Source organism: Novosphingobium sp. KA1, from assembly GCF_017309955.1.
Taxonomy (GTDB): domain Bacteria; phylum Pseudomonadota; class Alphaproteobacteria; order Sphingomonadales; family Sphingomonadaceae; genus Novosphingobium.
The window spans coordinates 264104-289025 of the sequence record NZ_CP021247.1 but is presented as its reverse complement, the minus strand read 5'-3'; the positions used below and the strand labels follow the sequence as shown (position 1 = coordinate 289025).

Here is a 24922-nt window from a genome sequence, read left to right as displayed (position 1 = left end):
CCCGCACAATCCGCGGGGATGACGATAAGGGAACAAGATCATGACCAAGCCCCGCGTCCTCATTTCGGACAAGATGGACCCCAATGCCGCCCGTATCTTCGAGATTCGTGGCTGCGACGTAGACGTCATCACCGGCGAAACGCCCGAGCAGCTGATCGCCCGCATCGGCGATTATGACGGCCTCGCGATCCGTTCGTCGACCAAGGTCACCAAGGAAGTGCTCGCCGCCGCGAAGAACCTGAAAGTGATCGGCCGCGCCGGTATCGGCGTCGACAACGTCGACATCCCGGCCGCTTCGGCCCAGGGCGTCGTGGTGATGAACACGCCGTTCGGCAACTCGATCACCACCGCCGAACACGCCATCGCCATGATCTTCGCCCTCGCGCGTCAGATCCCCGAAGCCAACGCCCAGACCCAGCAGGGCCTGTGGCCGAAGAACGGCTTCATGGGCGTTGAAGTCACCGGCAAGACGCTGGGCCTGATCGGCGCGGGCAACATCGGCTCGATCGTCGCCAGCCGCGCGCTCGGCCTGAAGATGAAGGTCGTTGCGTTCGACCCGTTCCTCACCCCGGAACGCGCCGTGGAAATGGGCGTGGAGAAGGCCGATCTTGACACCCTGCTCGAAAAGGCGGACTTCATCACGCTGCACACGCCGCTGACCGACCAGACCCGCAACATCCTCTCGGCCGAGAACCTGGCCAAGACCAAGAAGGGCGTGCGCATCGTCAACTGCGCCCGCGGCGGGTTGATCGACGAAGCCGCGCTGAAGACCATGCTCGACAACGGCCACGTCGCCGGTGCCGCGCTCGACGTGTTCCAGACCGAGCCCGCCAAGGACTCGCCGCTGTTCGGCACGCCGAACTTCATCTGCACCCCGCACCTGGGCGCATCGACCACCGAAGCGCAGGTCAACGTGGCGCTTCAGGTTGCCGAGCAGCTGGCCGACTTCCTGGTCAACGGCGGCGTCACCAACGCGCTCAACATGCCCTCGCTCTCGGCCGAGGAAGCGCCGAAGCTGAAGCCCTACATGAAGCTGGCTGAAATGCTGGGTTCGATGGTCGGCCAGCTGACCCGCGATTCGGTTCCCCGCATCTCGATCCACGTCGAGGGCGCGGCTGCCGAACTGAACCAGAAGCCGATCACCGCCGCCGTGCTGGCCGGTTTCATGCGCGTCCAGTCGGACACCGTGAACATGGTCAACGCGCCGTTCCTCGCCAAGGAGCGCGGCCTTGAAGTGCGCGAAGTGAAGACCGAGCGCGAGGGCGATTACCACACGCTGGTCCGCGTTTCGGTGAAGACCGAAGCGGGCGAGCGCTCGGTGGCCGGCACGCTGTTCAACAACGGCGAACCGCGTCTGGTCGAACTGTTCGGCATCAAGGTCGAGGCGGAACTCGCCGGTGACATGATGTACATCGTCAACGAGGACGCGCCGGGCTTCATCGGCCGCATCGGCACCCTGCTGGGCGAAAACGCGATCAACATCGGCACCTTCAACCTCGGTCGCCGCGATGCCGGCGGCGAGGCCGTGCTGCTGCTTTCGGTCGACAGCGCCGTGCCGGAGGACGTCCTCAAGGCGGCCACCGCGCTTCCGGGCGTGAAGACGGTCAAGGCGCTCAAGTTCATCTGACCGGGCGGATTATAGCTCCCAACGGAAGGGGCCGGTGTCTTCGGATGCCGGCCCCTTTTCCGTTTTCGAGGGATTGCCGTGCCTCCCGTGCGGCCTGACGCATAGCTGCAACATGCCGCAATTTGCCCACTACATATGGTCGGCATGGTCACAGCCATGCCACAAGTCCGTCAAAGCAGTACCGGAACGACCGGAGTGAACAAGCTGGTGGCCCACGCGTTCGGCGTGCGGCTGGTGAGCGATGTGCCGGAGCGGCTGTGCCGGTGGGGCATCGCGCCGCGCCTCGATGCCAAGCGGCGGGAGCGGCTCTCGCGCATTCGCGAGCGCGGGGTGCTGTTCGTTCACGTGCCCAAGAATGCGGGCACATCGGTGTCGCACATGCTCTACGGCACGCAGGTCAAGCATGCGACGGCGCGCTACTACGCCAAAGTGGCGCCGGGCATGCTGGACCTGCCGAGCTTCGCGGTCGTCCGCGATCCGGTGGAGCGCTTCCTTTCGGCCTTTGCTTATGCCCGCACCGGCGGCACGCGCGACCGCATCGTCTCGGAGCCGTTCCGGGGGCGCTACGAGGCATTTCGCGATGTCGATTGCGCGATCGCCCATCTGCAGCGGGCACGTTCGCCGTTTCATCTCGACCACATTTTCCGCCCACAGGCATGGTATCTGCAAGGCCCGGACGGCGCGCTGGCGGTGGATCGGCTGGTGCCCTACGATCGGCTGGACGAGATTGCCGACATGCCGGGGCTGGAGCGCCTCGGTGGCATTCCGCGTCTGAACACCTCGAAGCGGCGGGCTTGCGGACTGAGCGAGCGGCAGGAAGCATTCGTGCGTGATTTTTATGCGGCAGATTGCGATCTGTTCGCGTGGGCGTGTGCAGGTTGATATTTGGTTGAAAATCCGCCGCAGGCGGATTTTGCGGCACCGGCCCACTCCCCCACCCGACCTCCCACGAGTGTATCCTGATGGGTGGTCGGCCCCCTCAGCAAAAAGGTCCCCCGGACCTTTTTGTGTTCTTCGGGACGGGAGTGGGCCGGTGCCGCTCTAAAAATGCCCTCGGGCATTTTTCAATCGAACTCTAAGCGCATTCGACATTCGATGCCGGGCGGGTTAAGGGCGCCCTCGCTATGCAGGATAACGACCGCGATCTCTTGCCCGAAGGACTGGGCGACCGTCTTCAGCAGCAGGCCTGGGCCTCGCAAACCGTGCGCCGCGCCGCGCATGACGTGCTGGCCAGCCATGGCTACGAGCGCGTCGAGACGCCGCTGATCGAATTCGAGAAGGCGCTCGCGCACCGCATGGCGGGCGTGCAGGTGCGCCGCATGTTCCGTTTCGTCGATCCGGTTTCCTTGCGGATGCTGGCGCTACGCTCGGACATGACCGCGCAAGTCGCGCGCATCGCCGCCACCGGCCTTGCCGAAGTGCCGCGTCCGCTGCGTCTGTCCTATTCGGGACAGGTCTGCACCATCAAGGGGGACGGCCTCGACCCGCGCCGCGAGCGGCTGCAGCTTGGCGCCGAACTGATCGGCACCGATTCGGTGGCCGCCGCTGCCGAGATCGTCGAACTCGCCATCGAGACGCTCACTGCTGCCGGGGCCACCGGCATTTCGGTCGATTTCACGCTGCCCGATCTGGTCGATACGCTTTCGGCCGAAGCGCTGCCGCTGCCTGCTGGCCGGATCGAGGCGGTGCGCCAGATGCTCGACGCCAAGGACGCGGGCGGTCTGGTCGATGTGGGCGGCGAGGGCTACCTGCCGCTGCTCTATGCCGTCGGCCCGTTCGAGAGCGCGATCGAGCGCCTTGCCGCGTTCGACGCCAGCGGCGCGCTGGCAGGCCGCATCGCCGGTCTTCGCGAGATTGCCGCGCGTGTCGGCGGCAAGGCGCGCCTGACGCTGGATCCTTCGGAACGTCATGGTTTCGAGTACCAGTCGTGGTTCGGCTTCACGATCTATGCCGAGGGCATTGCCGGAAGCCTTGGCCGCGGCGGCACCTACCGCATTCTCGGCCAGACCGGCCACCATCCCGAATCGGCAACCGGCTTCTCGCTCTATCCCGACCTGCTGGTGGACCTGCTGGCCGCCAAGGCCGAAGCGCCGCAGCGCCTGTTCCTGCCGCTGGGCCACGATGCGGCGCTGGCCGCGCGTCAGCGTGCGGTGGGCTGGGTGACGGTGGCGGCGCTGTCCGAAAGCGACGATGCGATTGCGCTCGGCTGCTCGCACATCCTGCAAGGCGGCGAGGCGGTCGCGGTGTGATCGGGGCGGGAAGGGATCAACCCTTCCCGAACACCTGCTTCAGCCAGGCATCGACCGGGGCGGTTGCCGGATAGGCCGGATTGCCCAGTTCCCGGTTGATCTCCATGTGCCCGCGCAGCCCTTCGCCGGAAAAGCCCTTGCGCTCCACCCGGGTGCCGCCCTTGCGCAGCGCCGCTTCCAGGGCCTCTGCCTGGCGCACGCCGTCCGGTCGCTGCACATGGAGCAGCAGGAAGGCCGGCGCATTGGGGGCGGCCGCCTGATCGGTGGGGGAGAGGGCGCGCTGGCGGGCAGGCTCGGTGCCGAAGGCCTGTGCGTAGGTGCGCTGCATGATGCGCGGACCGTCCGTCATCTGCGAAGGCACGTCGTAAGCGGCGCCGTCGATGGGAATGACGCCCGCGACATCGGCATAGGAAAGTCCGGCCTTGCGCAGATATTGTGGATCGGTGCCGACCAGTGCGACCAGTTGCGCGCCGGCGCTGTGCCCCATCAGCACGACCTTTCCGCGCGCGATACCCAGCGCATCGGCGCGTTTGAGCAGCGCGGCGAGCCCATCGGCAATGTCCTGTGCCTGCTGTTCCACCGTCGCGTCCGGCACGAGACGATAGTTGAGACTGGCAAAGGCGTAACCCTCGCCGGTGTAGTGCGCCACTTTATATTGGCCGGTGGCATTGTCCTTGTCGCCGCGTTTCCAGCCGCCGCCATGGACAAAGAGAACCAGCGGGGCTGGTCCGCTGGTCGCGGCGGGCCAGAAATCGAGGGTCTGCAGGGCCTCGGTGCCGTAGCTGATGCCGGTTTCCTGCGGCCCGGCAGGCGCGGTGGCCGCCGTGGTCAGCAGGAGCACGGCGCAGAGGGACAAGCAAGGCAGGGGCAGCTTCATCATGGTCGCAAACTCCGTTGGTCCTGAATCGCGGCGAGATGAAACGGCACTGTAATGTTCCGTCATGAACACACCACATCAAGACCGTACACGCGCGCGCCACGCAGTGCTTGACTAGGCCCCCGCCTTCCTCTTAGGGCGCCCACGAAAAGCCGGGGCGCGATTGCCTCACCACAAATCCATATCGCCGAGTCCTGTCGAAGGGCGTTATTGGATCCACCGTGGCAGGGTGGAGGAGTATATCCATGGCCAACGTAACCGTGATCGGTGCCCAGTGGGGCGATGAGGGCAAGGGCAAGATCGTCGACTGGCTGGCAAGCCGCGCCGACGCCGTTGTCCGTTTCCAGGGTGGCCACAATGCCGGCCACACGCTGGTCGTCGGCGACCAGGTCTACAAGCTGAGCCTGCTGCCTTCGGGCATCGTCACCGGCACGCTGTCGATCGTCGGCAACGGCGTGGTGCTGGATCCCTGGCACCTCAAGTCGGAAGTCGAGAAGCTGCGCGGCCAGGGCGTCGAGATCAATCCCGAGAACTTCGCGATTGCCGACAACTGCCCGCTGATCCTGCCGCTCCACCGCGACCTTGACGGCCTGCGCGAGACGGCGGCCGGTTCGGGCAAGATCGGCACCACCGGCCGCGGCATCGGCCCGGCCTATGAAGACAAGGTCGGCCGCCGCGCCATCCGCGTCTGCGACCTCGCCCACCTCGATGCGCTGGAGCCGCAGCTTGACCGTCTCTGCGCCCACCACGATGCGCTGCGAGCCGGTTTCAACCAGCCGCCGGTTGACCGCGAGGCACTGATCAACGAACTGCGCGAGATCGCGCCTTTCGTTCTCCAGTTCGCCCAGCCGGTGTGGAAGCGCCTCAACAAGGTCCGCAAGGCCGGCGCCCGCATCCTGTTCGAAGGCGCGCAGGGCGTGCTGCTCGACGTCGACCACGGCACTTATCCCTTCGTCACCAGCTCGAACACGGTTTCGGGCACGGCGGCTTCGGGTTCGGGCCTTGGCCCCTCGGCCACCGGCTTCGTGCTCGGCATCGTCAAGGCCTACACCACCCGCGTCGGTTCGGGCCCGTTCCCGACCGAGCTGGAAGACGAGACCGGCCAGCGTCTGGGCGAGCGTGGTCATGAATTCGGCACCGTCACCGGCCGCAAGCGCCGCTGCGGCTGGTTCGATGCGGTGCTGACCCGCCAGTCCTGCGCAATCTCCGGCGTGACCGGCATTGCGCTGACCAAGCTCGACGTTCTCGACGGCTTCGAGAAGGTGAAGATCTGCACCGGCTACCGCCTCAACGGCAAGGTGCTGGACTACTTCCCCAGCCACGCCGCCGATCAGGCCAAGGTCGAGCCGATCTACGAGGAAATGGACGGCTGGCAGGGCACCACTGCCGGTGCCCGTTCCTGGGCCGATCTGCCCGCGCAGGCGATCAAGTACATCCAGCGCGTGCAGGAACTGATCGAGACCCCGGTGGCCCTGGTTTCGACCAGCCCCGAGCGCGAGGATACCATCCTCGTTCGCGATCCTTTCCAGGACTGATGCCGTGGGTTCGTTGTGGGAAACCCGGCGAACCCTGACCCGGCCGGCGCGGCGTTTGAGCGCTGCCTTGCGGGGATGCCTCGGCATCTTCGCGCAAGTCGAAAAGCGGCGCGGGATCATTCTCGCGCCGCTTTTGCTTTTGCTGGGGGCATCGGCGGTGCGGGCCGAACCGCTTCCGCCGATCGACCTGATCCGCGTCGACAAGTCGGAGCGGCGCATGGAACTCTGGTCCGGCGGCCGCGTGGTCCGCGTGATCGAGCATATCCAGCTGGGTGACCAGCCCCTTGGCCCCAAGCGTTTCGAAGGCGATGAGCGCACACCCGAAGGTCGCTACCAGATCGACTGGGGCAACCCGGACAGTGCCTATCACCTCTCGCTCCACATCTCGTACCCCAATACGGCGGACCGCGACTATGCGGCCGGGCAGGGGCGTTCGCCGGGCGGGATGATCATGATCCATGGCCAGCCGAACGGGTCGGATCGCCGTCCTGCGGGCGATTGGACCGATGGCTGCATCGCGGTATCCAACGCTCAGATCGAGATGCTCTGGCAGTCCGTGGGCGATGGCACGCCGATCGAGATCCTGCCCTGATCCATCTCGGTATCGGCTGAAATTCCCGTCATCGCTCTGGGTGTTTTCACGAATTTTAGGATGTTCAAGGGGAGCAACGGAGGCTGTTCGATTTCCAGTGAGCCGGGGCGGGGAGGCGACCGGGACTGGCCCGCTCCATGCGGCCAAGCGCTGAGGGCGGAACCGCTGCGAATTGCTGAACTGAAAGAAGCGGGCAGGTTCAAGCCTGCCCGCTCCTGGGTTCAGTTGAACTGGAAGGCCGAGATCGCCGTGCCTAGCACGAGATCGGAGTAGACTTTCTCGCCTGCCTCTTCCGATGCCCCGGCGGCCACCATCAGTGGCAAGAGATGTTCCTCGCGGGGGTGCGAGAAGCGGCCGCCCGGAGCCTCGGCCCACCCGGTGAGCGCTGCGGCGCGGGTTTCGGCATCGCTCGTCGCGGCGGCGGTGAGCCAGGCGTCGAACGTCTGCGAGGGCGCGGTGGATGCGGGATTGCCGTAGCCGCGCATGTTGTGGAAGCTCATGCCCGAACCCACGATCAGCACGCCCTGATCGCGCAGCGGCGCGAGCGCCTTGCCGGCGGCGAGGTGCAGCGCCGGATCGAGTGAACGGTCGAGCGACATCTCGACGACCGGCACCTCGGCCTCGGGCCACGATACCTTGAGCGGGACAAAAACGCCGTGGTCGTAGCCGCGCTGGCTGTCGAGACCGGCGGTGAAGCCTGCCTCGCGCAGCAGCCGTGCCGCTTCGCTCGCCAGATCGGGAGCGCCGGGGGCGTCGAAGCGCAGCTCGTAGGTGTGCTGCGGGAAGCCGTAATAGTCGAACAGCAGCGCGGGGGTTTCGGCGCCGGTGAAGGCGAAGCCCTGCGTTTCCCAGTGACCCGAAACCACGAGGATGGCCTTGGGCGGCTCGGGCAGGCGGGTGGGCAGCGAGCGCAGGAACTCGGCCATCGAGGTCCAGTTGCCCTGCGGATCGGGCATGAAGAAGCAGGGGCCGCCGCCGTGGGGAATGTAGAAGCTGGGTTGGCGGGTCATGGGACGGGATCCTTTGCGGGACGGTGGTTCAGGCCTTGCGGAGCGTGGGCGAGAGCGCAAAGGCACCGTCGCCGATCAGGGCCTGGACAAGGAGAGCGATCGCCCAGAAAGCGGGGTATTCCCAGCCGCCGCCGGGGGCGTTGAAGAAGAAGCCGTTGGCGCCGTGTACGGTGACGATCGTGCCGACCAGCAGCGGGATCAGTGCCAGGGCAACGGCGCGGGCCTTGAAGCCGGTGATGAGCGCCAGGCCGCCCAGGAATTCCGCGGCCATCGTCACATAGGCGAGCGCAGGCGGCAGGCCGAGGCTGCCGAAATAGGCGGCGGTTCCGGCAGGAGTGAAGACAAACAGCTTCAGCGCGAAGTGCGCGAGGAACGTGACGCCAAGGGTGACGCGCAGGACAAAGGCGCCGTAAGGGGCGGTCGAGGCGGAAATGGCAGGGGAAGAAGGTGAGGTCATGGGGGCTTCCTTTCGCATGCCGATCTAGACCTTTGCCTCATTGGTGATAATACTGCCATTCGTTGAATGAATTTATACCTGTGGTGTCAAATAGGGGCATGGCATGGACCGTCTGAAGGGCATCGAGGTATTTGTGCGGGCGATCCGGCTGGGCGGCCTTTCCGCCGCTGCGCGTGAATTGTCGATGTCTCCGGCGATGGCGGCCAAGCACCTGAATGCGCTTGAACAGCGCCTTGGCGTGACCCTGGTGAACCGCACCACGCGCCGTCTGGCCCTGACCGAGGCCGGGGCGGCCTATCTCGACCGGGCCGAGCGGGTGCTTGCCGAACTGGAGGAAGCCGATGCCGAGACGATGGCGCGTTCCGCCTCGGTGGAAGGGCTTCTGCGGGTCTCGGGGCCGGCCGCTTTCGGCAGCGCCTATCTGGTTGATCTCGTCACCGAGTTTCATGCGCTCTATCCGGCGGTGACGATCGAACTGGGCCTCAATGACCGCGTGGTCGACCTGCTGGAAGAACGCTGGGACGTGGCAGTGCGCATCGGCAAGCTGGCGGACAGCAACCTTGTCGCCCGCCGGATCGCGCCGGTGCGACTGTGCATCTGCGCATCGCCAGCCTATCTCGAGCGGCGCGGCACGCCGCAATCGATCGAGGATCTCGCCGCGCATGAATGCCTGGGTTATACCCTGAGCGGGGAGGCGGGGACGACCCGCTGGGGGTTTGGTGCCGATGGCAGCCGGGCCGTGGCGGTGCGCGGCTCGTTCCATGCCAACAACGGGCAGGTCCTGGCGCAGGCGGCGATAGCGGGAATGGGGCTGGTCTACGGACCGCGTTTTTTCGTGGACCGGGCGATTGCCGATGGACGCTTGGTCGAACTCGACCTTGGCGCCGAACTGATCGACCTCGGTGCCGTCCATGCCGTCACCCATCGTTCCCGCCGGCCTGCGGCCAAGACACGGGCATGGATCGACTTCCTGGTCAGGCGCCTGCCGTCCATGGCGCGCGACTGGTGATCCCGGCGCGCGCGTCTATTCAGAAATCCACGGCAATCCCGTTGCGGACCCAGTCGCCGTAGCGGGTGGGCGAAATGCCGTCGGGATCGGCGTCCTCATCCGGCTTCGCCGCGTCCTGCGAAGAAGGCTGGGGCGCGGGCTCGTTCGTCCAGTGGGCGGGCTTGGCGAAGCCTTCGGGACGTTTTGTGGCGCGTTCGGTCATGGCAGCCATGTGGTGTGGGTGGCGTCAAAACGCAATCGTCTATAAGGGGGCGGCGATGGATATTCCCGGCCTTCCGGCGCGCCGTGCCGCGCTCAACCTTATCGATGCCGTGCTGCGGCGTGGCGAAACGCTCGACCAGGCGGCCGGTTCGGCGCTTGCCCGCGTGAGCGGCGACGCGGACCGGGCGCTTGCCCGCGCCATTGCCGGCGAAGTGCTGCGCTGGCGGGCCGACCTTGACGATCTGATCGATTCCGCCACCCGCCTGCCGCTGGCCGACGATGCCAAGGCCCGCGCCGTGCTGGAGATCATGCTGGCGCAGGTCCTGCGTCTGGAAACCCCGGCCCACGCGGTCATAGCCACCGGCTTGCCGCTGCTCATGGGCGGCCCGCGTCGTCTTGCGCACGGCGTGTTCTCGGCAGTGACCCGGCGTGAAGCCGTGCTGCCCGCCGTGCCGACGCTGCCCGAAGCCGCGATCGAGCGCTGGTCCGCCGCGTGGGGCGAGCGTGTGGTCGACATCGCTGGCGGTCTGGCCGCGCCGCCGCCGCTCGATCTCGCGCTGCGCGATCCGGCGGAAACGGCCGCGTGGGCCGAGCGACTGGGCGGCATCTCGCTCATGCCCGGCCATGTCCGCCTGTCGCGCGGTACGGCGGTCGAGCATCTTGAGGGTTTCCGCGATGGCGCCTGGTGGGTGCAGGATCTGGCCGCCAGCCTTCCCGCCCGCCTGCTGGGGGCTGGGGAGGGGCGCAAGGTGCTCGATCTCTGTGCTGCGCCCGGCGGCAAGACGCTGCAACTGGCTGCCGCCGGTTGGCAGGTTACCGCGCTCGATTTGTCGAAACGCCGCCTCGAACGTCTGGGCGACAACCTCAAGCGCACCGGTCTTGCTGCCGAGATCGTCCAGGCCGATGCGCTCAAGTGGGCGCCGGAAGAGAAGTTCGATGCGATCCTGCTCGACGCGCCGTGCACGGCCACCGGCACCGCACGCCGCCATCCCGACGTGCTGCACCGCATCGCCGCACGCCAGATCGGCGAGATGGTGGAGATCCAGTCAGCCATGCTCGAACGCGCGGCAGGCTGGCTGAAGCCCGGTGGCACGCTGGTCTACGCGGTCTGCTCGATGGAGCCGGAGGAAGGCGAGGAGCAGGCCTCCAGGGTTGCGCTGACCCCGGCGCCGGTCACGACCGGGGAACTTCCCGAGGGGCTCGTGCCGACGGCGGAAGGCTGGTTGCGCACCGATCCGGGCATGCTGGCGGATGCGGGCGGTCTCGACGGCTTCTTCGTGGCGCGCTGGATCCGCGCGTAATACCAAGCAGCAGTGATGCTGACGGATCAGCAGCTTGGAACGCTCTGGCGCCGCGCGGGCTTACCGACCTGCGATGAGGCAAGCTCAGCACAGGTTGGTATAAGATCGGCTTGGGGATGTGGGCGGGCCGGGAAAAACGGTCCGTCCCATGCCTTTAACCGCTGCCGGAGCAGGCGTGCCGTGCCTCCGGTAAACTACGTATGTTTTGCATTGCAACGACTCGCAAGTCTCAGGCATCCTTGGCCTCAAGGGTGATGCGAGCATGGCTGGTTCCGCGCTGCAATAAAATGCCGCGCGGGCTGCTGCTCTCTTTGAGGAAGCAGTCGCGATGGTGCGGTTTTTACCCCAGTTTGTGCAATGCCGGCTCGGCCGCCATGAGCCTGACCGAAAACACGTGACGTGGGACGGTGGCCATTTTGTCGGCAATTGCAGTTCGTGCGGGATGGCGGTCCGGCGCGAGAAGCACGGTGTCTGGCGCCGGGACTGGCTGATGGACTCCGGGCAGGTGACGTCCCCTGACGAGAAAATGCTCTAAAATTTTGCTTTTACGCGTTGTTCGCGCCGCCTGATCACCGGGTGGCGCGGAAACTGCTCCAGGCGCTGGTCACGCGGCTTTTGCGGCCCGTTCGATCAGGTCCGCGTGCGGCAGGCGATCGAGCCTGAAGCGCGTCCACGATGGTTCCTGCACGACGGCCTTGCACAGTGCCGCCCAGAACGCCGTCTTGCCCTCTACCGGCTTGTCGGCCTGCTCCCGGTCGCGGGGCCAGCTGCGGTCCAGAAGGTCACGGGCCTGATCGGCGTGGCCGGTCAGCATCATCTCGACGAGGGCCGTGGCAGCGACGGGCGTACCGCCGCCTGCTTCCGGCGGATAGAGGCGCCTTGCAGGGTATGCCTTGTCCTGCCAGGCCGCGAGTTCCGCGCCGACGGCAAGGACGCGGAAGTTGAACTCGCTGGCCGAGTAGGTCCGGCTCGTCAGCCGGGCAAGGTCGACCGCAAAGTCGTCGCCCGTCCAGATCACCGGCAGCGGCACGACGATGGCACCGGCATGCGGGGCGCCGTTGAAGAACTCCACGTCGAAGGGAAGGTTGAGATGCAAGGGGCCGGGGGCCTTGCTGACGGTGACGCTGTCGAAGCGTTCCCCGCCGATCCGGCGATAGGCGAGCTGCGGCGCGAACGTCACGGCGTAGAGATCCGCCTTGCCGCCCGAACCGCCGTAGCCACCCAGGACAAGGGCGTTCGGTTCGCCCGAACTGGCCGTTTGCGACCACAGCAGCGAGACCTGCATGTAGCCGCTGCCCATGGTTACAGGCCCGTCCGGGCCGCTGGCGGCGATGGCGCGGCAGGTCTCGTCGTGATCGCTGCCGGGCGGGCACCCGGTGATGATGATAGCTCCGCCGGGGCCCTGCAGGAGCGGCCCGAGCGGCTGCGGCGCAGCGGCGGCAAATGCCGGCAGTCCGGCCAGAATAAGCGAAAGAATAGCGTGGCTTGCGCGCACGGGCAGCGACTCCGGAAGAGGCCTGCCAATATTGCACCGACAGCGGCCGTCCAGGCAATCGGGCGGCCGCTGCTGGCGCAAATATTTATGCGCGAACCGTGGTTTCCTAGCGGACCTTCAGGCCGTGCGGCTGCGGCGGCGCCAGAACAGCAGTGCACCGAGGCCGAGCGCGAAGAGAGTCATCATGCCCGGTTCCGGCACGTCGGTGCTGCCGCCCGAGCTCGAGGGCGGATTGGAGCCGCTCGGCGGGGTGTAGCCTCCGGTATAGGTGCCTACGTGCATCTCGCCGTTCTGGACGAGGCTGCCGAACACGGCCGAACCCTGGATGTAGTTCGAGGTCGTTGCCGCCGCGCCGGGCGCCAGCACCGAACCGCCCCATGCCGTGGTGAGCGACAGGTCGTCGGCTTCGTAGAAGTTCCAGACGACATGTTCGCCGAGGTTGTTGGTGCCGCCGAGGAAATTGTCGTCGAGCTTGATCGAGCTGCCCGAGACATTGACGATGGCGGTATCCGCGCCGTTCAGGTTGAACTTGATCTCGCCGATCTTGTCGAGGTCGGCCGCCGAGATGTTGAACACGGCGACGCCGCTCGCGTCGGGCTGCGCGTTGAACGTGCCGGTATTGCCGCTGATCGAGAGCTGGCTGTTTGCCGTCTCCGTGCTCATGGAGTGGCTGAGGCTCTCCATCGAGGTGGTGATCAGGCTCTTCTGCTGGTTGAGGTCCTGCACGAATTGCGGGTCGCTGGCGGCAAGGCCCGAGGTGACGGTGTTGTTGTTGACGTTGGTGTTGCTGATCGTGCCGCCCACCAGCACCGTCTGCGCCGCGCCGTTGAGGTTGAGGCCGCTGTTGACGCTGCCGCCGACGATCGCGCCAGACCCGTTGTTGAGGTTCTTGTAGCCGCCGTTGACATCGCCCACCACGGTCAGGCCCGGGGTGTCGGTGCTGGACGCGGGCAGGGCGGTGATCTGGTAGTTCGAGGCATTGCCGTCGAGATTGCCGCCGACAAACGTGCGTCCTTCCACTTCCGAGGAGGAGGTGAGATCGCCCAGCACCACGAGGTTCCAGGTCTTCAGAACGTCGATCCCGGCGATGTCGGAGGAGGCCAGTACGGGCGTGGCCGTCAGTGCCAGCGCAGCGACAGTGACGGACAGCGAGAACTTGCCGATTTTGGTGCGCACACGGGTCATGGGTGGATTCGCCAAGTTAAAAACTACTTCATAGAATTCACTATCTATACTTGGCGTTTTGGGAAATGGCGGTTTCGCCATGTCTCGAAATGAGACATGGCGACCGGTAATGTTTGCGCGCGGATCGAGGGCCGGAAGAACGACCGGAACCTGCGCGCCGGGCGGCGTTCAGTCCTTGACCTTGTTCTGGAAGCTCTTGCGCAGCTTCATCAGCTTGGGCGGGATCACCGCGAGGCAATAAGGGTTACGCTGGCCTTCGCCGTCCCAGTATTCCTGGTGGTAGTCTTCGGCCGGATACCATGCCTCGTTCTGCTTGCCGTCTGCAAAGCCTTCGATGGTGGTGACGACCTTGCCGCTGTTGTCCTCGTTCGAACGGGCAACGGCCGCTTCGGCCTCGGCGGCCTGGGCATCGTCCAGCGGAAAGATCGCGGAGCGGTACTGCGTGCCGACGTCGTTGCCCTGGCGGTTGAGCTGCGTCGGGTCATGGGTGCCCATGAACACGTCGAGCAGGTCGCCGTAGGACAGGACCGAGGGATCGTAGTTCACGCGGATCGCTTCGGCGTGGCCGGTGGTGCCTTCGCAGACCTGCTTGTAGGTGGGGTTGGCGACAGTGCCGCCGATATAGCCGCTTTCGACCGAGTCCACGCCGATGACATCGCGGAACACCGCTTCGGTGCACCAGAAGCACCCGCCTGCAACGATTGCCGTTTCCATTGGTAGCTTGATCCTCATGAGGGGAAGTTTGGCCGCTAGATAGGTATGCTTGAACGCGTTGTCATTGGGCGCCTTGTTATTGTGCGAGAGACAACTACCTTCGCCGCACCGACAGCCTCGTTACCGGAGACTCGCCATGCGCCGCGCCCTGATCGCCCTTTCGACGTTCCTCGGCGTGCTCGCCGCACCGATTTGCGCGACTGCGACGGAAGAAAAGACCGAAGCGCAGGCCTGCAAGGGCTGCGAGGCGCTGCTGGAACTCGCCGCCGCCAATCCGTTGCGAGAGGCAGACCGCGCCCGCGACCAGTATCGCCATCCGGTGGAAACGCTCAGCTTCTTCCGTGTCGGCCCCACCATGAAGGTCGGCGAATATGCGCCGGGCGGGGAGTGGTATTCGCGCCTGCTGGGGCTCTACCTTGGCCGGCAGGGCCATCTGGTGGGGCTCTACTACAATCCCGACAGTCCGGCTTTCAAGCCGGAGACGCAGGCCAACATTCGCAAGAACGCTGCTGAATACCCGGCCGACGTGGCGAAGTTCACCGGCCTGCCGGCGGATCGCTTTGCGGCCTATACCACCGGCGCGATCCCGGCGGGTGAGAAGGGCACCTTCGACGTCATCATCGTGCCGCGCATGCTGCACAACCTGCTGCGCTGGAACATCGCCGCGAGCGAATTCGCGGCGATGCGCGATCTGCTCAAGCCCGGCGGCCTGATCGGCATCGAACAGCACCGCGCCAAGGCCGATGCGCCCGATGCCTACGCCGATGGATCGAAGGGCTATCTCAAGCAGGCGGACGTCATCAGGTTCATGCAGGCGCAGGGCTTCGACCTCGTCGGCCAGTCCGAGATCAGCGCCAATCCCAAGGACAGCGCCGACTGGCCGGGCGGTGTCTGGACGCTGCCGCCCACGCTGGCGCTGAAGGACCAGGACCGCGCCAAGTACCTCTCCATCGGCGAGAGCGACCGGATGACGCTTCTGTTCCGCAAGCGGGGCTGATAGGGGGCGCCCCGTCTTCATTTGGATTACCGCATGACCCAGATCACCGTTGCCGCGCTCCAGCTCGCGCTCAATTCCGCCGACGAGGGCGAGAACATCGCCGCCGTCTCCGCGCTGGTGGAGGAAGCCGCCGCCAAGGGCGCGCAGATCGTGCTGCCGCCCGAACTGTTCTCCGGTCCCTACTTCTGCAAGACCGAGGAAGAGGAACTCTTCGCGATCGCCCGCCCGACTGCCGAGCATCCCTCGGTCATTGCGATGAAGGCGCTGGCGGCGAAGCTGAAGGTGGTGATCCCCACCAGCTTCTTCGAGCGCGACGGCCACCACTATTATAATACGCTGGCGATGATCGGCACTGATGGCGAGATCATCGGCACCTATCGCAAGAGCCACATCCCCGATGGTCCCGGCTACGAGGAGAAGTACTACTTCCGCCCCGGAAACGACGGGTTCAAGGTGTGGGACGTTCTCGGAACCAAGGTCGGCATCGGTGTGTGCTGGGACCAGTGGTACCCGGAATGTGCGCGCGTCATGGCGCTGATGGGGGCGGAACTGCTGTTCTATCCCACTGCCATCGGCTCGGAGCCCTATGACGCCGCGCTGGACACCAGCCGCATGTGGCGCCGGGCGATGGTGGGCCACTCGGTATCGAACTGCATGCCGGTGATCGCCGCCAACCGCATCGGCATCGAATCGGAATGCGGGACGGAGCAGACCTTCTACGGCCACTCCTTCATCACCGACGAATGGGGCGATTACGTCGCCGAGTTCGGACGGGACGAAACGGGCGTGCTGGTTTCCACGCTGGACCTTGCACGCGCCGCCAGGCACCGGGCCGGCATGGGCTTTTTCCGTGACCGGCGCCCGCAACTCTACACGCGTATCGCGCAGGACATTTAAGCCGCCACATCCGAACAACACGCGGGGGAGCCGGGTACCTTGGCGAAACACACCTATCTGATCGCGCTCGGCTCCAACATGCGTCATCCGCGCCATGGCGCCCCGCGCAAGGTGCTCGCCGCTGCACTGGATTCGCTGGATAATGGCAAGTATGAGGTGCTGACCGCCTCTCCCGTGATCGACAGCGCGCCGCTCGGCCCGTCCCGGCGCCGCTATGCCAACGGCGTGGCGCTGATCCGCACCAGGCGCGAGCCTGACGAGGTTTTGCACAAGTTACAGAAGGTCGAGCACAAGTTCGGTCGTCGGCGCCGCGGAGCGGCTTGGGGCTCGCGGGTGCTCGATCTCGATATCGTGCTGTGGAACGGCGGTCCCTGGGCGGCGGGTGAGGGCGATCAGAGTCTGGTTATCCCCCATCCGGCCTTCCGTTCGCGCGACTTCGTGCTGGGCCCCGCGCGCAGGATTGCGGGCACCTGGCGCGATCCATTGACGGGTCTGACGATAAACCAGCTTCATGCCCGCTTGACCAAGGCTCTCCCTACCCCTAGGTGACCCCTTCCGCAGCCGTTCACGGCCGCGCCCGGCAACGGGGGCCCTTAGCTCAGTCGGTAGAGCAACTGACTTTTAATCAGTAGGTCGCTGGTTCGAACCCAGCAGGGCTCACCACCTTTTCCAGCAGTTTTGGCAGAGGTGAGCGGGAAGCGCGGGGCGCTTCCTGTCGTATTCTCCTTTCCGCAGGAACGTTTGCTGAACTCCGCCGGGATTCTGCGTTGCTGCGAATCCATGTTCAGCACTCCGGCTGATACTGTTCCGTGTGCGACTTCCATTGACGAAACGTCGGAGTAGAACCGACGTGTTGCGCGACTTCATCATTGTCGGGAAGCATTTTATTGACCGAATATGACCAGACGTCGGTACGGTCAGATCGGCAAATCCGAACAGTCCCGAAGGCGGAAGCTGCAGGCGCGGCCTTTTGGACCATGCGCACGAAGGGAAGGAGTGGAACAAGTCCCTGTTCCGATCCTTCCTGGCGCAGCAATGTGTTTTTTGCGCAGTCCCTGCGCGGCTCGCTATTGACCGCCATCCCGAACCATAGCGCCTCTGGGCGGACAATCTGCCGGCCCAGAGGCGCTTTGGTTCGATCGGTTGGTCATTTGGGCGCCAGATAGGGCGCGCCTAGAGGTATTCCGGTTCCACTTGCAGCATGCCCTTGCAGAGCAGATGCGCGATCATGTGGGTGCGGTTGCGCGTTCGAGTCTTCAGTCGGACGTTTTCGACGTGCCGGGCAACCGTACAGGCTGCGATTTCGAGCTCTATGGCGATTTCCTTCGCCGATAAACCTCGTGCAACCAATTGGAGTACTTCGATTTCGCGTGAAGTTAGATGTTCACAATCATCCCACAAGGATTCCATGTCGCTCCCTCCCTACACAAAACTAAGCGACTCGATTTTCGACTCCCCTCGATGGTGCCTTGTATGCTGATTGGCGTTTACGTGTAACCTGAAACTGTCCACCATTGACCGCAGTGAATGGACTGTCCTGGCCAGGGGCAGGGGGTTTTCTATTTCATAACATCGAGATGCGCCCGAATGATACTTAGGTATTGGTGCGTATTGTGCTGTTAAATTGACCCATTTGACATCGGGGGCTTTCGGGAACAACTTATGCCTCGCAGTTTCGGGCTGTGCCAAGAAACAGGGCAAATCCAAAAATAGAATATTCGGAGTGTTATGTAATCACTCGGGATATTCATGTGCTCGGACACTCCGTGCCAGGGGAAATTCGCACTTAATACACCATGCTGTGGGGCGCGTTTCGTGCTTGTCAGTTGGGGTGTAGGCGGTGCCTTGCGACCCGGACACCCGGTGCCTTGAACACTCTCTGTGCCGTTTGATGGCTCTGATTTTCCGAATTTTTCGGAGCGGATCAGTGCGTCCAGTGGATATCAAGTGAGTTCTTTTCACCGCCCGGGAGGGCTTGGAATAGGGGTTACGGTCATGAAAAGGAACATGCACTCGCACATTGTTGCAGCCTCGATAGTACTTGCGGCAACTGTATCGCCGCAGGTCATGGCTCAGACGACGACTTCGGAAAGCGGAAGTAATTCTGCAGCAAACTCTGGATCTTCGTCGGGGGCAACGTCGTCGAGCAATCCGACCAACATCAATGCGCCGGTTAACGAGCAGGGGAACCTGACCTCGACCAGTTCCTCGGGATCGAACGCCGTTTCCGGTTCCACGTCGGGCTCGAATTCGAACCAGACGCAGGGTCAGGAAGCCAACAACTCCCAGACGCAGGGGCAGATCCAGGGGCAGACGGCGACGTCGACGAACCAGCAAGGGGTTGCCGTCACGTTCAATTCGACCAACCATCGCACCCAGAAGGTCTACACCAACAACGCCGTGCCGCTGGCCGCATCGAGCAGCTTCAGCAGCGACTATTGCGGCGGCACGGCCAGTGGCGGTGCCAGTGCGGCGCCGATCGGCATCAGCATCGGCGGATCGGGTCCGGTCTTCGACAAGTCCTGCCAATCGCTGCGCCGCGCCGAAAAGTTCGGCATGGCTGCGGCCAATGCCTCCAACCTGGGGCAGCCGGAACTGGCAGGGCGGCTGATGTCGATGATGATCTGGTCGATCTGCACCTCCGATAGCGCCGGTCCCAAGCCCGACAAGTCCACCGCGCAGGCTTGTTCCGCGCTGGGCCTCATGGGCAGCGGCGTCTCGGAACAGGCCATGCCAGGGCCGGTGCCGGAAGCCGCCGTGCAGACGCCGGCGGGCTATCCCACGCCCGAGGCGGCATCGCGCCAGCCTGCGGACGCCACCGGCGATCCCCGTCTGAACGTGGCGATCGCCCGGTAAAAATCACTAAGTTTTCGCCTTTTTACAGTCCCATGGTGGGGCGCGGACTGTGAAACTCATTCTTTTTACGCCCCCTGAGAATGGAGAAGGATCATGATGAAGAAGGCTCTTGTTTCGGTCGTCGCCAGCATGGCTCTCGTTTCCCCGGCCATGGCGGCCCAGGCTGGTATCGCCGTTGGCGGCGCCACCTCCTCGTCCACCAGCGGTGCCAGCGCATCGAGCGTGGGCAGCAGCGGATCGCTGCTGTTCGGCACCACCACGCAGCAGTCCACTGCCGGTGCCAATTCGAACGGCTCGGGTGTTGCCGTGATCAACGGCAACAACACCGGCAGCGCCAGCAACCAGACCTCGACCACCGGTCAGCAGGGCAGCTCGACCTCGCTGGGCTTTGCCGGTTCGCAAAATGGCAACACGGCTGGCGCTTCGGGCGGCTCGTCGGCTTCGACCGGCCTGCTGGGCGGCTGGATCTTCGTTCTCCCCTGACCGCGAGACGGGAGCTTCGGCTCCCTGTCCGGGCCCATCCAGTAACCCCGGTTGGCCCGAAGGGTGCGGCGGACATTCGTGTCCGCCGCACTTTTCGCGTTTGCTGGCGGCTAAATCGGCCCGGGCTATCGGCGGCGCGGACAAGTAGTGCGCACATTCGCAGCGGCTGCCGCGGCTGTTTCCGCCGCCTTCGGCGCGGGGAGGGGGAAGCCATCCTATAATGGCAAGGTCTGTCAACGTCCCGGGAAGAGGACTTTCATGCGTCTTGCCGTTCTTTCGGGGTTCGCCCCGATTGCCATGCTATTTTCCGCAATCGCCCCATCTCAAGCGCAGGCCCAGGAGGAAGTACCGGCCATCACCGTTTCCGGCGGTATCACGCTGATCAGTGACTACCGCTTTCGCGGCATATCGCTGACCGGCAAGGATCCCGCCGTGCAGGGCACCATCAACCTTTCGCACAAGAGCGGGGCCTACCTGGGTACCTGGTCGTCGTCGCTCGGCATGGGTGACCGCTACGGCCCGACCGAGGTCGACTTCTACGGCGGCTGGGCCGGTTCCGTCGCCAAGCGGACCAGCCTTGACGTTGCGCTGGCCTACTACAGCTATCCTGGCGGGGAAGGCAGCGGGAAGATCGAGTACTTCGAGACCACCGCCAAGCTGACTCATGACTTTGGCCTGCTGCGCGCCACGCTGGGCAGCGGCTACAGCTGGGACCAGGCCGCACTCGGCGGCGATCATCTCTATCTTTACGGCGAGACGGCGGTCCCGGTTCCCGGCACGCCGATCACTCTCAAGGCCCATGGCGGCCGCAGCAAGGGCGCGATCAGCCCCAAGTCCGGCGGCTACTATTACTGGCAGCTGGGCGCCGACGTCGCGCTCGGCAAGCTGACTTTCGGCCTGTCCTATATCGATACCGACCTCAGCCGCGGCGCGCAGGCCGACGGCGCCGCGCTGCTGTCCCTCAGCGCCGCATTCTGATCCCGTTTCCGCTGGAGCTTCATGATGACTGACCTGTTCAACCGCCTGCACATAGCGGGCAAGCTGATGACGGTTGCCGGCCTGGCGATCGCTGTCCTGCTGGTGCTCGGCTTCTCCGCCGTCGTGTTCGAGACCGGCACCGCCGTCGGCAAGCTTTCCGACGATGCCGCGATCGCCCAGGCCGATGCCGAGGGCAATCAGGTCAAGGCCGATATCGCCACGTTCGAGGCAACCGCGCGGGCGGAGGCCTCGGCGCTCGGCAAGATGCACGCTTCCGGCGCGCGCGATCGCGGCACTGCGCTGGCGGTTCTCAAGACCGACCTGCTCGAATCCAAGGCCGCTCTGGGTAGCTGGGTGATGATCGTGCCCGATCAGTGGGACGGTCCCGACGCGGGCAAGGGCGGACGTCCCGGCTCGTCGCCGAACGGCAACTTCACTCCTTATTGGGTGAAGAGCAACGGCGTTCTCACCCAGCAGCCCAACAACGAGGAGGGGGCATACGAAAAGCCCTACTTCAAGGCCGCCTTCGACAGCGGCAAGGGCGCCATCGTCGATCCTTATGCTTATGAACTCGACGGCAAGCAGGTGCTGATGACCTCGATCACCCAGCCGGTGCGCTCGGGCGACAAGGTGATCGGCGTTGCCGGTGTCGACATGGAACTGGGCTCGATCGCGGAGCGTCTCGGTGCGCTGAAGCCATTCGGCACGGGCCGGGTCATGCTGCTGTCGTCCTCGGCGATGTGGGTGTCGAACCCCGATGCCGCCTTGCTGGGCAAGGCCTATGAAGGCGCGGGGCTCGACGAAGTGAAGGCGGCGCTGGCATCGGGTGAGACCCGGGTCCTGCCGAACCTCGACGTTGCCGGCGTGCCGACCCGCCGCGTGGTCCGTCCGATCCATCTCGACAACCTCAACACCACCTGGGCGCTGGTGCTCGACGTTCCCGAGGCGACCGTGGCCGCTCCGGCGCGCACGATCGCCTGGCAACTTGTGCTGGGCGGCCTGGTCATCGTGGCCGCCGTGCTTGCCAGCCTGTTCTTTGCCGCCGGCGGCATCATCGGCCGTCCGATGGCGCGGCTGAGCGATGCGGTCGACCGCCTCGCCGGCGGTGAGAACTGCGCGATCCCCGAACTCGACCGTCAGGACGAGATCGGCACGATGGCGCGTGCTGCCGACGTGTTCCGCCAGGCTGCCGCCGACCGCGCCGAGGCCGACCACCGCGCTGCCGAAGAGCAGAAGATCGTCACCACCGCCATCGGCGCCGGGCTCGACGCGCTGACGCGGGGCGATCTGACTGCCGAGATCACGGCGGCGTTCCCGGCCGGTTATGCCGCGCTCAAGGCCAACTTCAACGCCGCGCTCGGCGAATTGCGCCGGATGATCGGTGCCGTCGCGCTCAGCGCCGGGGGCATCCGTTCGGGCTCGATGGAAATCGCGCAGGCCTCCGAAGACCTGGCGCGCCGTACCGAAGCCAATGCCGCCAGCCTGGAAGAGACCTCGGCGGCGCTGGTGCAGATCGACCAGCGCCTCAAGGCCTCGGCCACGGCTTCCGCGCAGACCGTCAGCCGCGCCGACGAGGCCCTTTCGACCGTCACCAGCGGCCGTTCCGTCGCCGGGGAGGCCGTCGCAGCGATGGACCGTGTCAGCCAGAGCGCCAAGGGTATCGACCAGGTGATCGAGGGGGTCGACAAGATCGCCTTCCAGACCCGCGTTCTCGCCATGAATGCCGCGGTCGAGGCGGGCCGCGCCGGCGATGCCGGTCGCGGCTTTGCGGTGGTGGCCGATCTCGTCTCGGCGCTCGCCATGCGGGCCGAGGAAGAGGCCAAGCGTGCGCGTGACCAGCTTACCGTGACGCAGACCGACATCGTCACTGCGGTCGATGCGGTGCAGCGCGTCGATGGTGCCTTCGAGCATATCTCGGGCGGTGTCGGCGAAGTGCACAAGCTGCTCGGCCAGATGGCCGAGGACAACCAGGCGCAGTCCACCGCGATCAGCCAGATCAGCGTGGCGGTCTCGACCATGGATCACTCGACCCAGCAGAACGCGGCGATGGTGGAGGAGACCTCCGCCGCCGCCCGCAACCTGACGACCGAGGCGGGCTCGCTCAACGATCAGGCGGCGCGTTTCGATACCGGCGAGATGCGTGGCCCGACCCGGCTGGCCTACGTGGCCTGACGGGCGCCGAGCCAGCGTTTGGGTAAAAGAGAAGGCCCGCGGATCGCAAGGATCCGCGGGCCTTTTTGCATTGGCTCATTCGCCCGGCTGGTAGGCCCGGGTCACGTGCCCGCTGAGATCCTCGGGATAGAAGTAGACCGGCCGCAGCGCGCCGTCTGCATAACGCTGGGCCTGATCGCGGAAATGGGGCGAGGCCGGATTGCCGCTCTCGCCGCCCGCACTCACAGCCCAGGCGCGCACCTTGGGACCGAATTCGACCACGGCGACAAAGCTGTTGCCGCTGGTGCCGTAATACTTCTTCGTGTCCGGATAGGGCTTGGCCCCGAACGAGGCGAGCGAGCCCCAGATTGCCGAGGTGAACGGCACCGGGATCGACGCCTGCGCATCGTCGAAGTGGGGTTTGATGGCGGCGTCGAGGCGCTGGAAGCGATTGACCTCGCCCCAGGCCACTTGCCAGCCGCCGAAGTCCCGCGTCAGCCGCGCCGCCGCTTCGGACAGTGCGGCAAGGCGCTGTTCGGGGGTGGTGCGGCGGGCGATGTAGTCGGGCAGGTTGAGCCGGGCTTTCTTCGCATCGGCGTTGAACTTGCCGCCCAGCGTATCGCCCCAGAACACCGCCAGCGTGGTCTCCTTCGACTGGGCGCTCCAGCGGCAATCCCATGCCCGCAGCAGGGCGATCGGCGCGGCAAGGGCGGCTTTGAGCGGATCGCTGGCGGGAAGGGCGTCGTAATCGGCGGCAAGCTGCGGCAGCAGCACCGCGAAGGCGGGCAGGTGGCTGTCATAGGCGGCGGCGATCAGGCGCTGGGGCGTGAAGTCGTGCTTGCCGGTCAGCACTTCGTCGGCGTGGACGCCGCGATAGTTGGGACCGACCTGATCCATGTAGCGGGGAAAATCGGCCGCCTTGGGGCTGTCCGGCCCGGCTGCGTCCCAGGGCCAGTCGTTGGTGTTGTGGACCCAGCCGACCTTGGGATCGAGCACGTTGGGCAGGGTCTTGACGGCGTGCAGGCCCTTCCAGTCGGTGGCCGGATCGGCGCCGTCGACCGGCTCGCGATAGTCGAAGCGATTGTCGCGCAGGGGAACGAACTGCGGGTGCAGGTAGGCGATCTCGCCCTTGGCGTCGGCCAGCAGGGTGTCGTTGGAGGAATTGGCCTGCGCCTCGGCGACCTTCATGTAGGAGGCAAGGTCGCTGGTCTTGGTGCGCAGCCAGCTTTGCTGAAGCGCCGGGATCGGCTTCCACATCAGCGCCTCGGCAATCCACTTGCCCTCTGCCTCCGCCACGATCGGGCCGTGGTGGGTGCGATAGGTGGTGAAGCTGCGCGCGGCCAGGGTGCCGTCCGCCTGGCGGAAGGAGAGCGTGACCTCGCGGGTTTCCACCGGGCGCAGTTCCTTGCCGTAGCGGTAGACGGTGCGGCCGTCCTTGCTCTCGATGGTCTCGGCGAACTGGTCGATGTTGTCGACGGTCGAGGAGGTGTGCATCCAGCCGATCTTCGGGTTGAAACCCTGATAGATGAAGAACTGGCCCCAGGTGGAGGCGCCATAGGCATTGAGCCCGGCATCGCTGGTCATCTGCAGTTCGGCGCGGAAATAGAAGCTGGTGTGCGGGTTGATCAGCAGCAGCGCATGGCCGTTGGCGGTGTTGGCCGGGGCGATGGCGATGCCGTTGGAGCCGCTCGGCTCCTTCACCAGCGCGCCGGTTTCCAGCGCGGTGCGGGGCACGCGGCGATGCTCATAGAAGCCCTGGAGCTGGGTCAGCGAGATCTGCTCGATGTCGCCGCCGATGCTGCCTTCGGTGAAGGAAAGCGCCATCCACGGCTCGAACCGGGTGAGCACCCTGGGTTTCACCGCGGCATGGGTGGCGAGGTAGTAGTTGAGCCCGTCCGCCCAGCTGTCCATCAGCGCGCGCAGCCATTGCGGGCTCTGGCGATACTGTGCCTTCAGGTCCTCGGGGTCGACGAAGAGGCGCTGGCGCAAGTCCTGCCAGATCGCGCTTTCACCTTCGGCTTCCGCCGTGCGGCCGAGCGCGGTGAGGTAATTGGCCTCGATGCGGGGAAAATCGTCTTCCGCCTGGGCATAGATCGCGCCGAACACCGCATCGGCGTCGCTCTTGCCGTGGACGTGGGCGATGCCCCAGTCATCGCGGGTGATCGTGACGCGCGCGGCCTCGGCCTTCCAGTGCGCCAGCTCCTGCGGAGTTGCGGCCTGAGCTGCGAAAGGAACGGTAAGCGCGGCGAGAATGGTGCCGGTAGCGAGAACCCTGCGAGCGGGGCGAAATTTGCGATCCATGCCTCTG

General features: G+C 65.4%; 23 protein-coding genes and 1 tRNA gene. 15 read left to right on the top strand and 9 right to left on the bottom strand.

Annotation, left to right across the window (positions count from 1 at the left end):
* The first annotated feature begins 40 nt into the window (after positions 1-40).
* The 3 genes from serA to CA833_RS01485 all read left to right on the top strand — a co-directional run bounded on the left by serA (position 41) and on the right by CA833_RS01485 (position 3876).
* On the top strand, positions 41-1627 hold the full coding sequence (gene serA / locus CA833_RS01495) for a phosphoglycerate dehydrogenase (RefSeq protein WP_207078991.1): 1587 nt from the start codon (positions 41-43) through the stop codon (positions 1625-1627).
* 135 nt (positions 1628-1762) lie between these two features.
* Positions 1763-2509 (top strand): sulfotransferase family 2 domain-containing protein, encoded by a 747-nt coding sequence (locus CA833_RS01490; protein ID WP_242526214.1) that lies wholly within the window; start codon positions 1763-1765, stop codon positions 2507-2509.
* A 242-nt stretch (positions 2510-2751) separates the two neighbouring features.
* On the top strand, positions 2752-3876 hold the full coding sequence (locus CA833_RS01485; RefSeq protein WP_142632638.1) for an ATP phosphoribosyltransferase regulatory subunit: 1125 nt from the start codon (positions 2752-2754) through the stop codon (positions 3874-3876).
* Between the two features lie 16 nt (positions 3877-3892).
* On the opposite strand, the gene CA833_RS01480 is transcribed toward CA833_RS01485, so the two are convergent.
* Positions 3893-4753, bottom strand: coding sequence for an alpha/beta hydrolase (locus CA833_RS01480; RefSeq protein WP_207079901.1), 861 nt, complete (start codon positions 4751-4753; stop codon positions 3893-3895).
* Between the two features lie 245 nt (positions 4754-4998).
* On the opposite strand from CA833_RS01480, the gene CA833_RS01475 reads away from it, so the two are divergent.
* Together CA833_RS01475 and CA833_RS01470 are read left to right on the top strand one after the other, a co-directional pair.
* A complete protein-coding gene (locus CA833_RS01475; protein WP_142632639.1) occupies positions 4999-6288 on the top strand; it encodes an adenylosuccinate synthase in 1290 nt (429 codons plus the stop codon).
* Between the two features lie 67 nt (positions 6289-6355).
* On the top strand, positions 6356-6880 hold the full coding sequence (locus CA833_RS01470; protein ID WP_242526213.1) for a murein L,D-transpeptidase family protein: 525 nt from the start codon (positions 6356-6358) through the stop codon (positions 6878-6880).
* Positions 6881-7101: 221 nt separating this feature from the next.
* On the opposite strand, the gene CA833_RS01465 is transcribed toward CA833_RS01470, so the two are convergent.
* A complete protein-coding gene (locus tag CA833_RS01465; protein WP_207078990.1) occupies positions 7102-7890 on the bottom strand; it encodes a class III extradiol ring-cleavage dioxygenase in 789 nt (262 codons plus the stop codon).
* Positions 7891-7918: 28 nt separating this feature from the next.
* Complete coding sequence (locus CA833_RS01460) at positions 7919-8347, bottom strand: DoxX family protein (protein WP_207078989.1); 429 nt, start codon at positions 8345-8347, stop codon at positions 7919-7921.
* 103 nt (positions 8348-8450) lie between these two features.
* Between CA833_RS01460 and CA833_RS01455 the strand changes: the two genes are divergently transcribed.
* Entirely contained in the window at positions 8451-9356 is a 906-nt protein-coding gene (locus CA833_RS01455; RefSeq protein WP_207078988.1) for a LysR family transcriptional regulator, read from the top strand.
* 19 nt (positions 9357-9375) lie between these two features.
* On the opposite strand, the gene CA833_RS01450 is transcribed toward CA833_RS01455, so the two are convergent.
* A complete protein-coding gene (locus tag CA833_RS01450) occupies positions 9376-9558 on the bottom strand; it encodes a DUF1674 domain-containing protein (RefSeq protein ID WP_242526212.1) in 183 nt (60 codons plus the stop codon).
* A 55-nt stretch (positions 9559-9613) separates the two neighbouring features.
* On the opposite strand from CA833_RS01450, the gene CA833_RS01445 reads away from it, so the two are divergent.
* Positions 9614-10858: an RsmB/NOP family class I SAM-dependent RNA methyltransferase gene (locus tag CA833_RS01445; RefSeq protein WP_142632644.1), complete on the top strand. Its 1245-nt coding sequence runs from the start codon at positions 9614-9616 to the stop codon at positions 10856-10858.
* 604 nt (positions 10859-11462) lie between these two features.
* On the opposite strand, the gene CA833_RS01440 is transcribed toward CA833_RS01445, so the two are convergent.
* From CA833_RS01440 to msrA, 3 genes are all read right to left on the bottom strand, one after another.
* Positions 11463-12353, bottom strand: coding sequence for a hypothetical protein (locus CA833_RS01440; RefSeq protein WP_207078987.1), 891 nt, complete (start codon positions 12351-12353; stop codon positions 11463-11465).
* Positions 12354-12470: 117 nt separating this feature from the next.
* Positions 12471-13538 (bottom strand): choice-of-anchor A family protein, encoded by a 1068-nt coding sequence (locus CA833_RS01435; RefSeq protein WP_142632646.1) that lies wholly within the window; start codon positions 13536-13538, stop codon positions 12471-12473.
* Positions 13539-13706: 168 nt separating this feature from the next.
* On the bottom strand, positions 13707-14252 hold the full coding sequence (gene msrA / locus CA833_RS01430; protein WP_142632647.1) for a peptide-methionine (S)-S-oxide reductase MsrA: 546 nt from the start codon (positions 14250-14252) through the stop codon (positions 13707-13709).
* Positions 14253-14388: 136 nt separating this feature from the next.
* On the opposite strand from msrA, the gene CA833_RS01425 reads away from it, so the two are divergent.
* From CA833_RS01425 to CA833_RS01410, 4 genes are all read left to right on the top strand, one after another.
* The gene (locus tag CA833_RS01425; protein WP_207078986.1) at positions 14389-15249 is read left to right on the top strand and encodes a class I SAM-dependent methyltransferase; all 861 of its coding nucleotides are present in this window, start codon (positions 14389-14391) and stop codon (positions 15247-15249) included.
* Positions 15250-15282: 33 nt separating this feature from the next.
* Positions 15283-16146, top strand: coding sequence for an N-carbamoylputrescine amidase (gene aguB, locus CA833_RS01420; protein WP_142632649.1), 864 nt, complete (start codon positions 15283-15285; stop codon positions 16144-16146).
* A gap of 39 nt (positions 16147-16185) precedes the next feature.
* Positions 16186-16695 (top strand): 2-amino-4-hydroxy-6-hydroxymethyldihydropteridine diphosphokinase, encoded by a 510-nt coding sequence (gene folK, locus CA833_RS01415; RefSeq protein WP_207078985.1) that lies wholly within the window; start codon positions 16186-16188, stop codon positions 16693-16695.
* A 38-nt stretch (positions 16696-16733) separates the two neighbouring features.
* A tRNA-Lys gene (locus CA833_RS01410) sits at positions 16734-16809 on the top strand.
* A gap of 510 nt (positions 16810-17319) precedes the next feature.
* On the opposite strand, the gene CA833_RS01405 is transcribed toward CA833_RS01410, so the two are convergent.
* A complete protein-coding gene (locus CA833_RS01405) occupies positions 17320-17556 on the bottom strand; it encodes a response regulator transcription factor (protein ID WP_142632653.1) in 237 nt (78 codons plus the stop codon).
* Positions 17557-18213: 657 nt separating this feature from the next.
* Here CA833_RS01405 and CA833_RS01400 point away from each other — a divergent pair.
* From CA833_RS01400 to CA833_RS01385, 4 genes are all read left to right on the top strand, one after another.
* Positions 18214-19002 carry a hypothetical protein gene (locus CA833_RS01400; RefSeq protein WP_185928699.1) on the top strand — a complete coding sequence of 263 codons (789 nt, stop codon included), beginning with the start codon at positions 18214-18216 and terminating at the stop codon, positions 19000-19002.
* A 93-nt stretch (positions 19003-19095) separates the two neighbouring features.
* Positions 19096-19485: a hypothetical protein gene (locus CA833_RS01395; RefSeq protein ID WP_142632657.1), complete on the top strand. Its 390-nt coding sequence runs from the start codon at positions 19096-19098 to the stop codon at positions 19483-19485.
* A 258-nt stretch (positions 19486-19743) separates the two neighbouring features.
* On the top strand, positions 19744-20463 hold the full coding sequence (locus tag CA833_RS01390; protein WP_207078984.1) for a TorF family putative porin: 720 nt from the start codon (positions 19744-19746) through the stop codon (positions 20461-20463).
* Between the two features lie 24 nt (positions 20464-20487).
* The gene (locus CA833_RS01385; RefSeq protein ID WP_207079900.1) at positions 20488-22635 is read left to right on the top strand and encodes a methyl-accepting chemotaxis protein; all 2148 of its coding nucleotides are present in this window, start codon (positions 20488-20490) and stop codon (positions 22633-22635) included.
* Between the two features lie 75 nt (positions 22636-22710).
* Here the strand turns inward: CA833_RS01385 and CA833_RS01380 are convergent, their stop codons facing one another.
* Complete coding sequence (locus CA833_RS01380; protein WP_207078983.1) at positions 22711-24915, bottom strand: penicillin acylase family protein; 2205 nt, start codon at positions 24913-24915, stop codon at positions 22711-22713.
* Between the last annotated feature and the right edge of the window lie 7 nt (positions 24916-24922).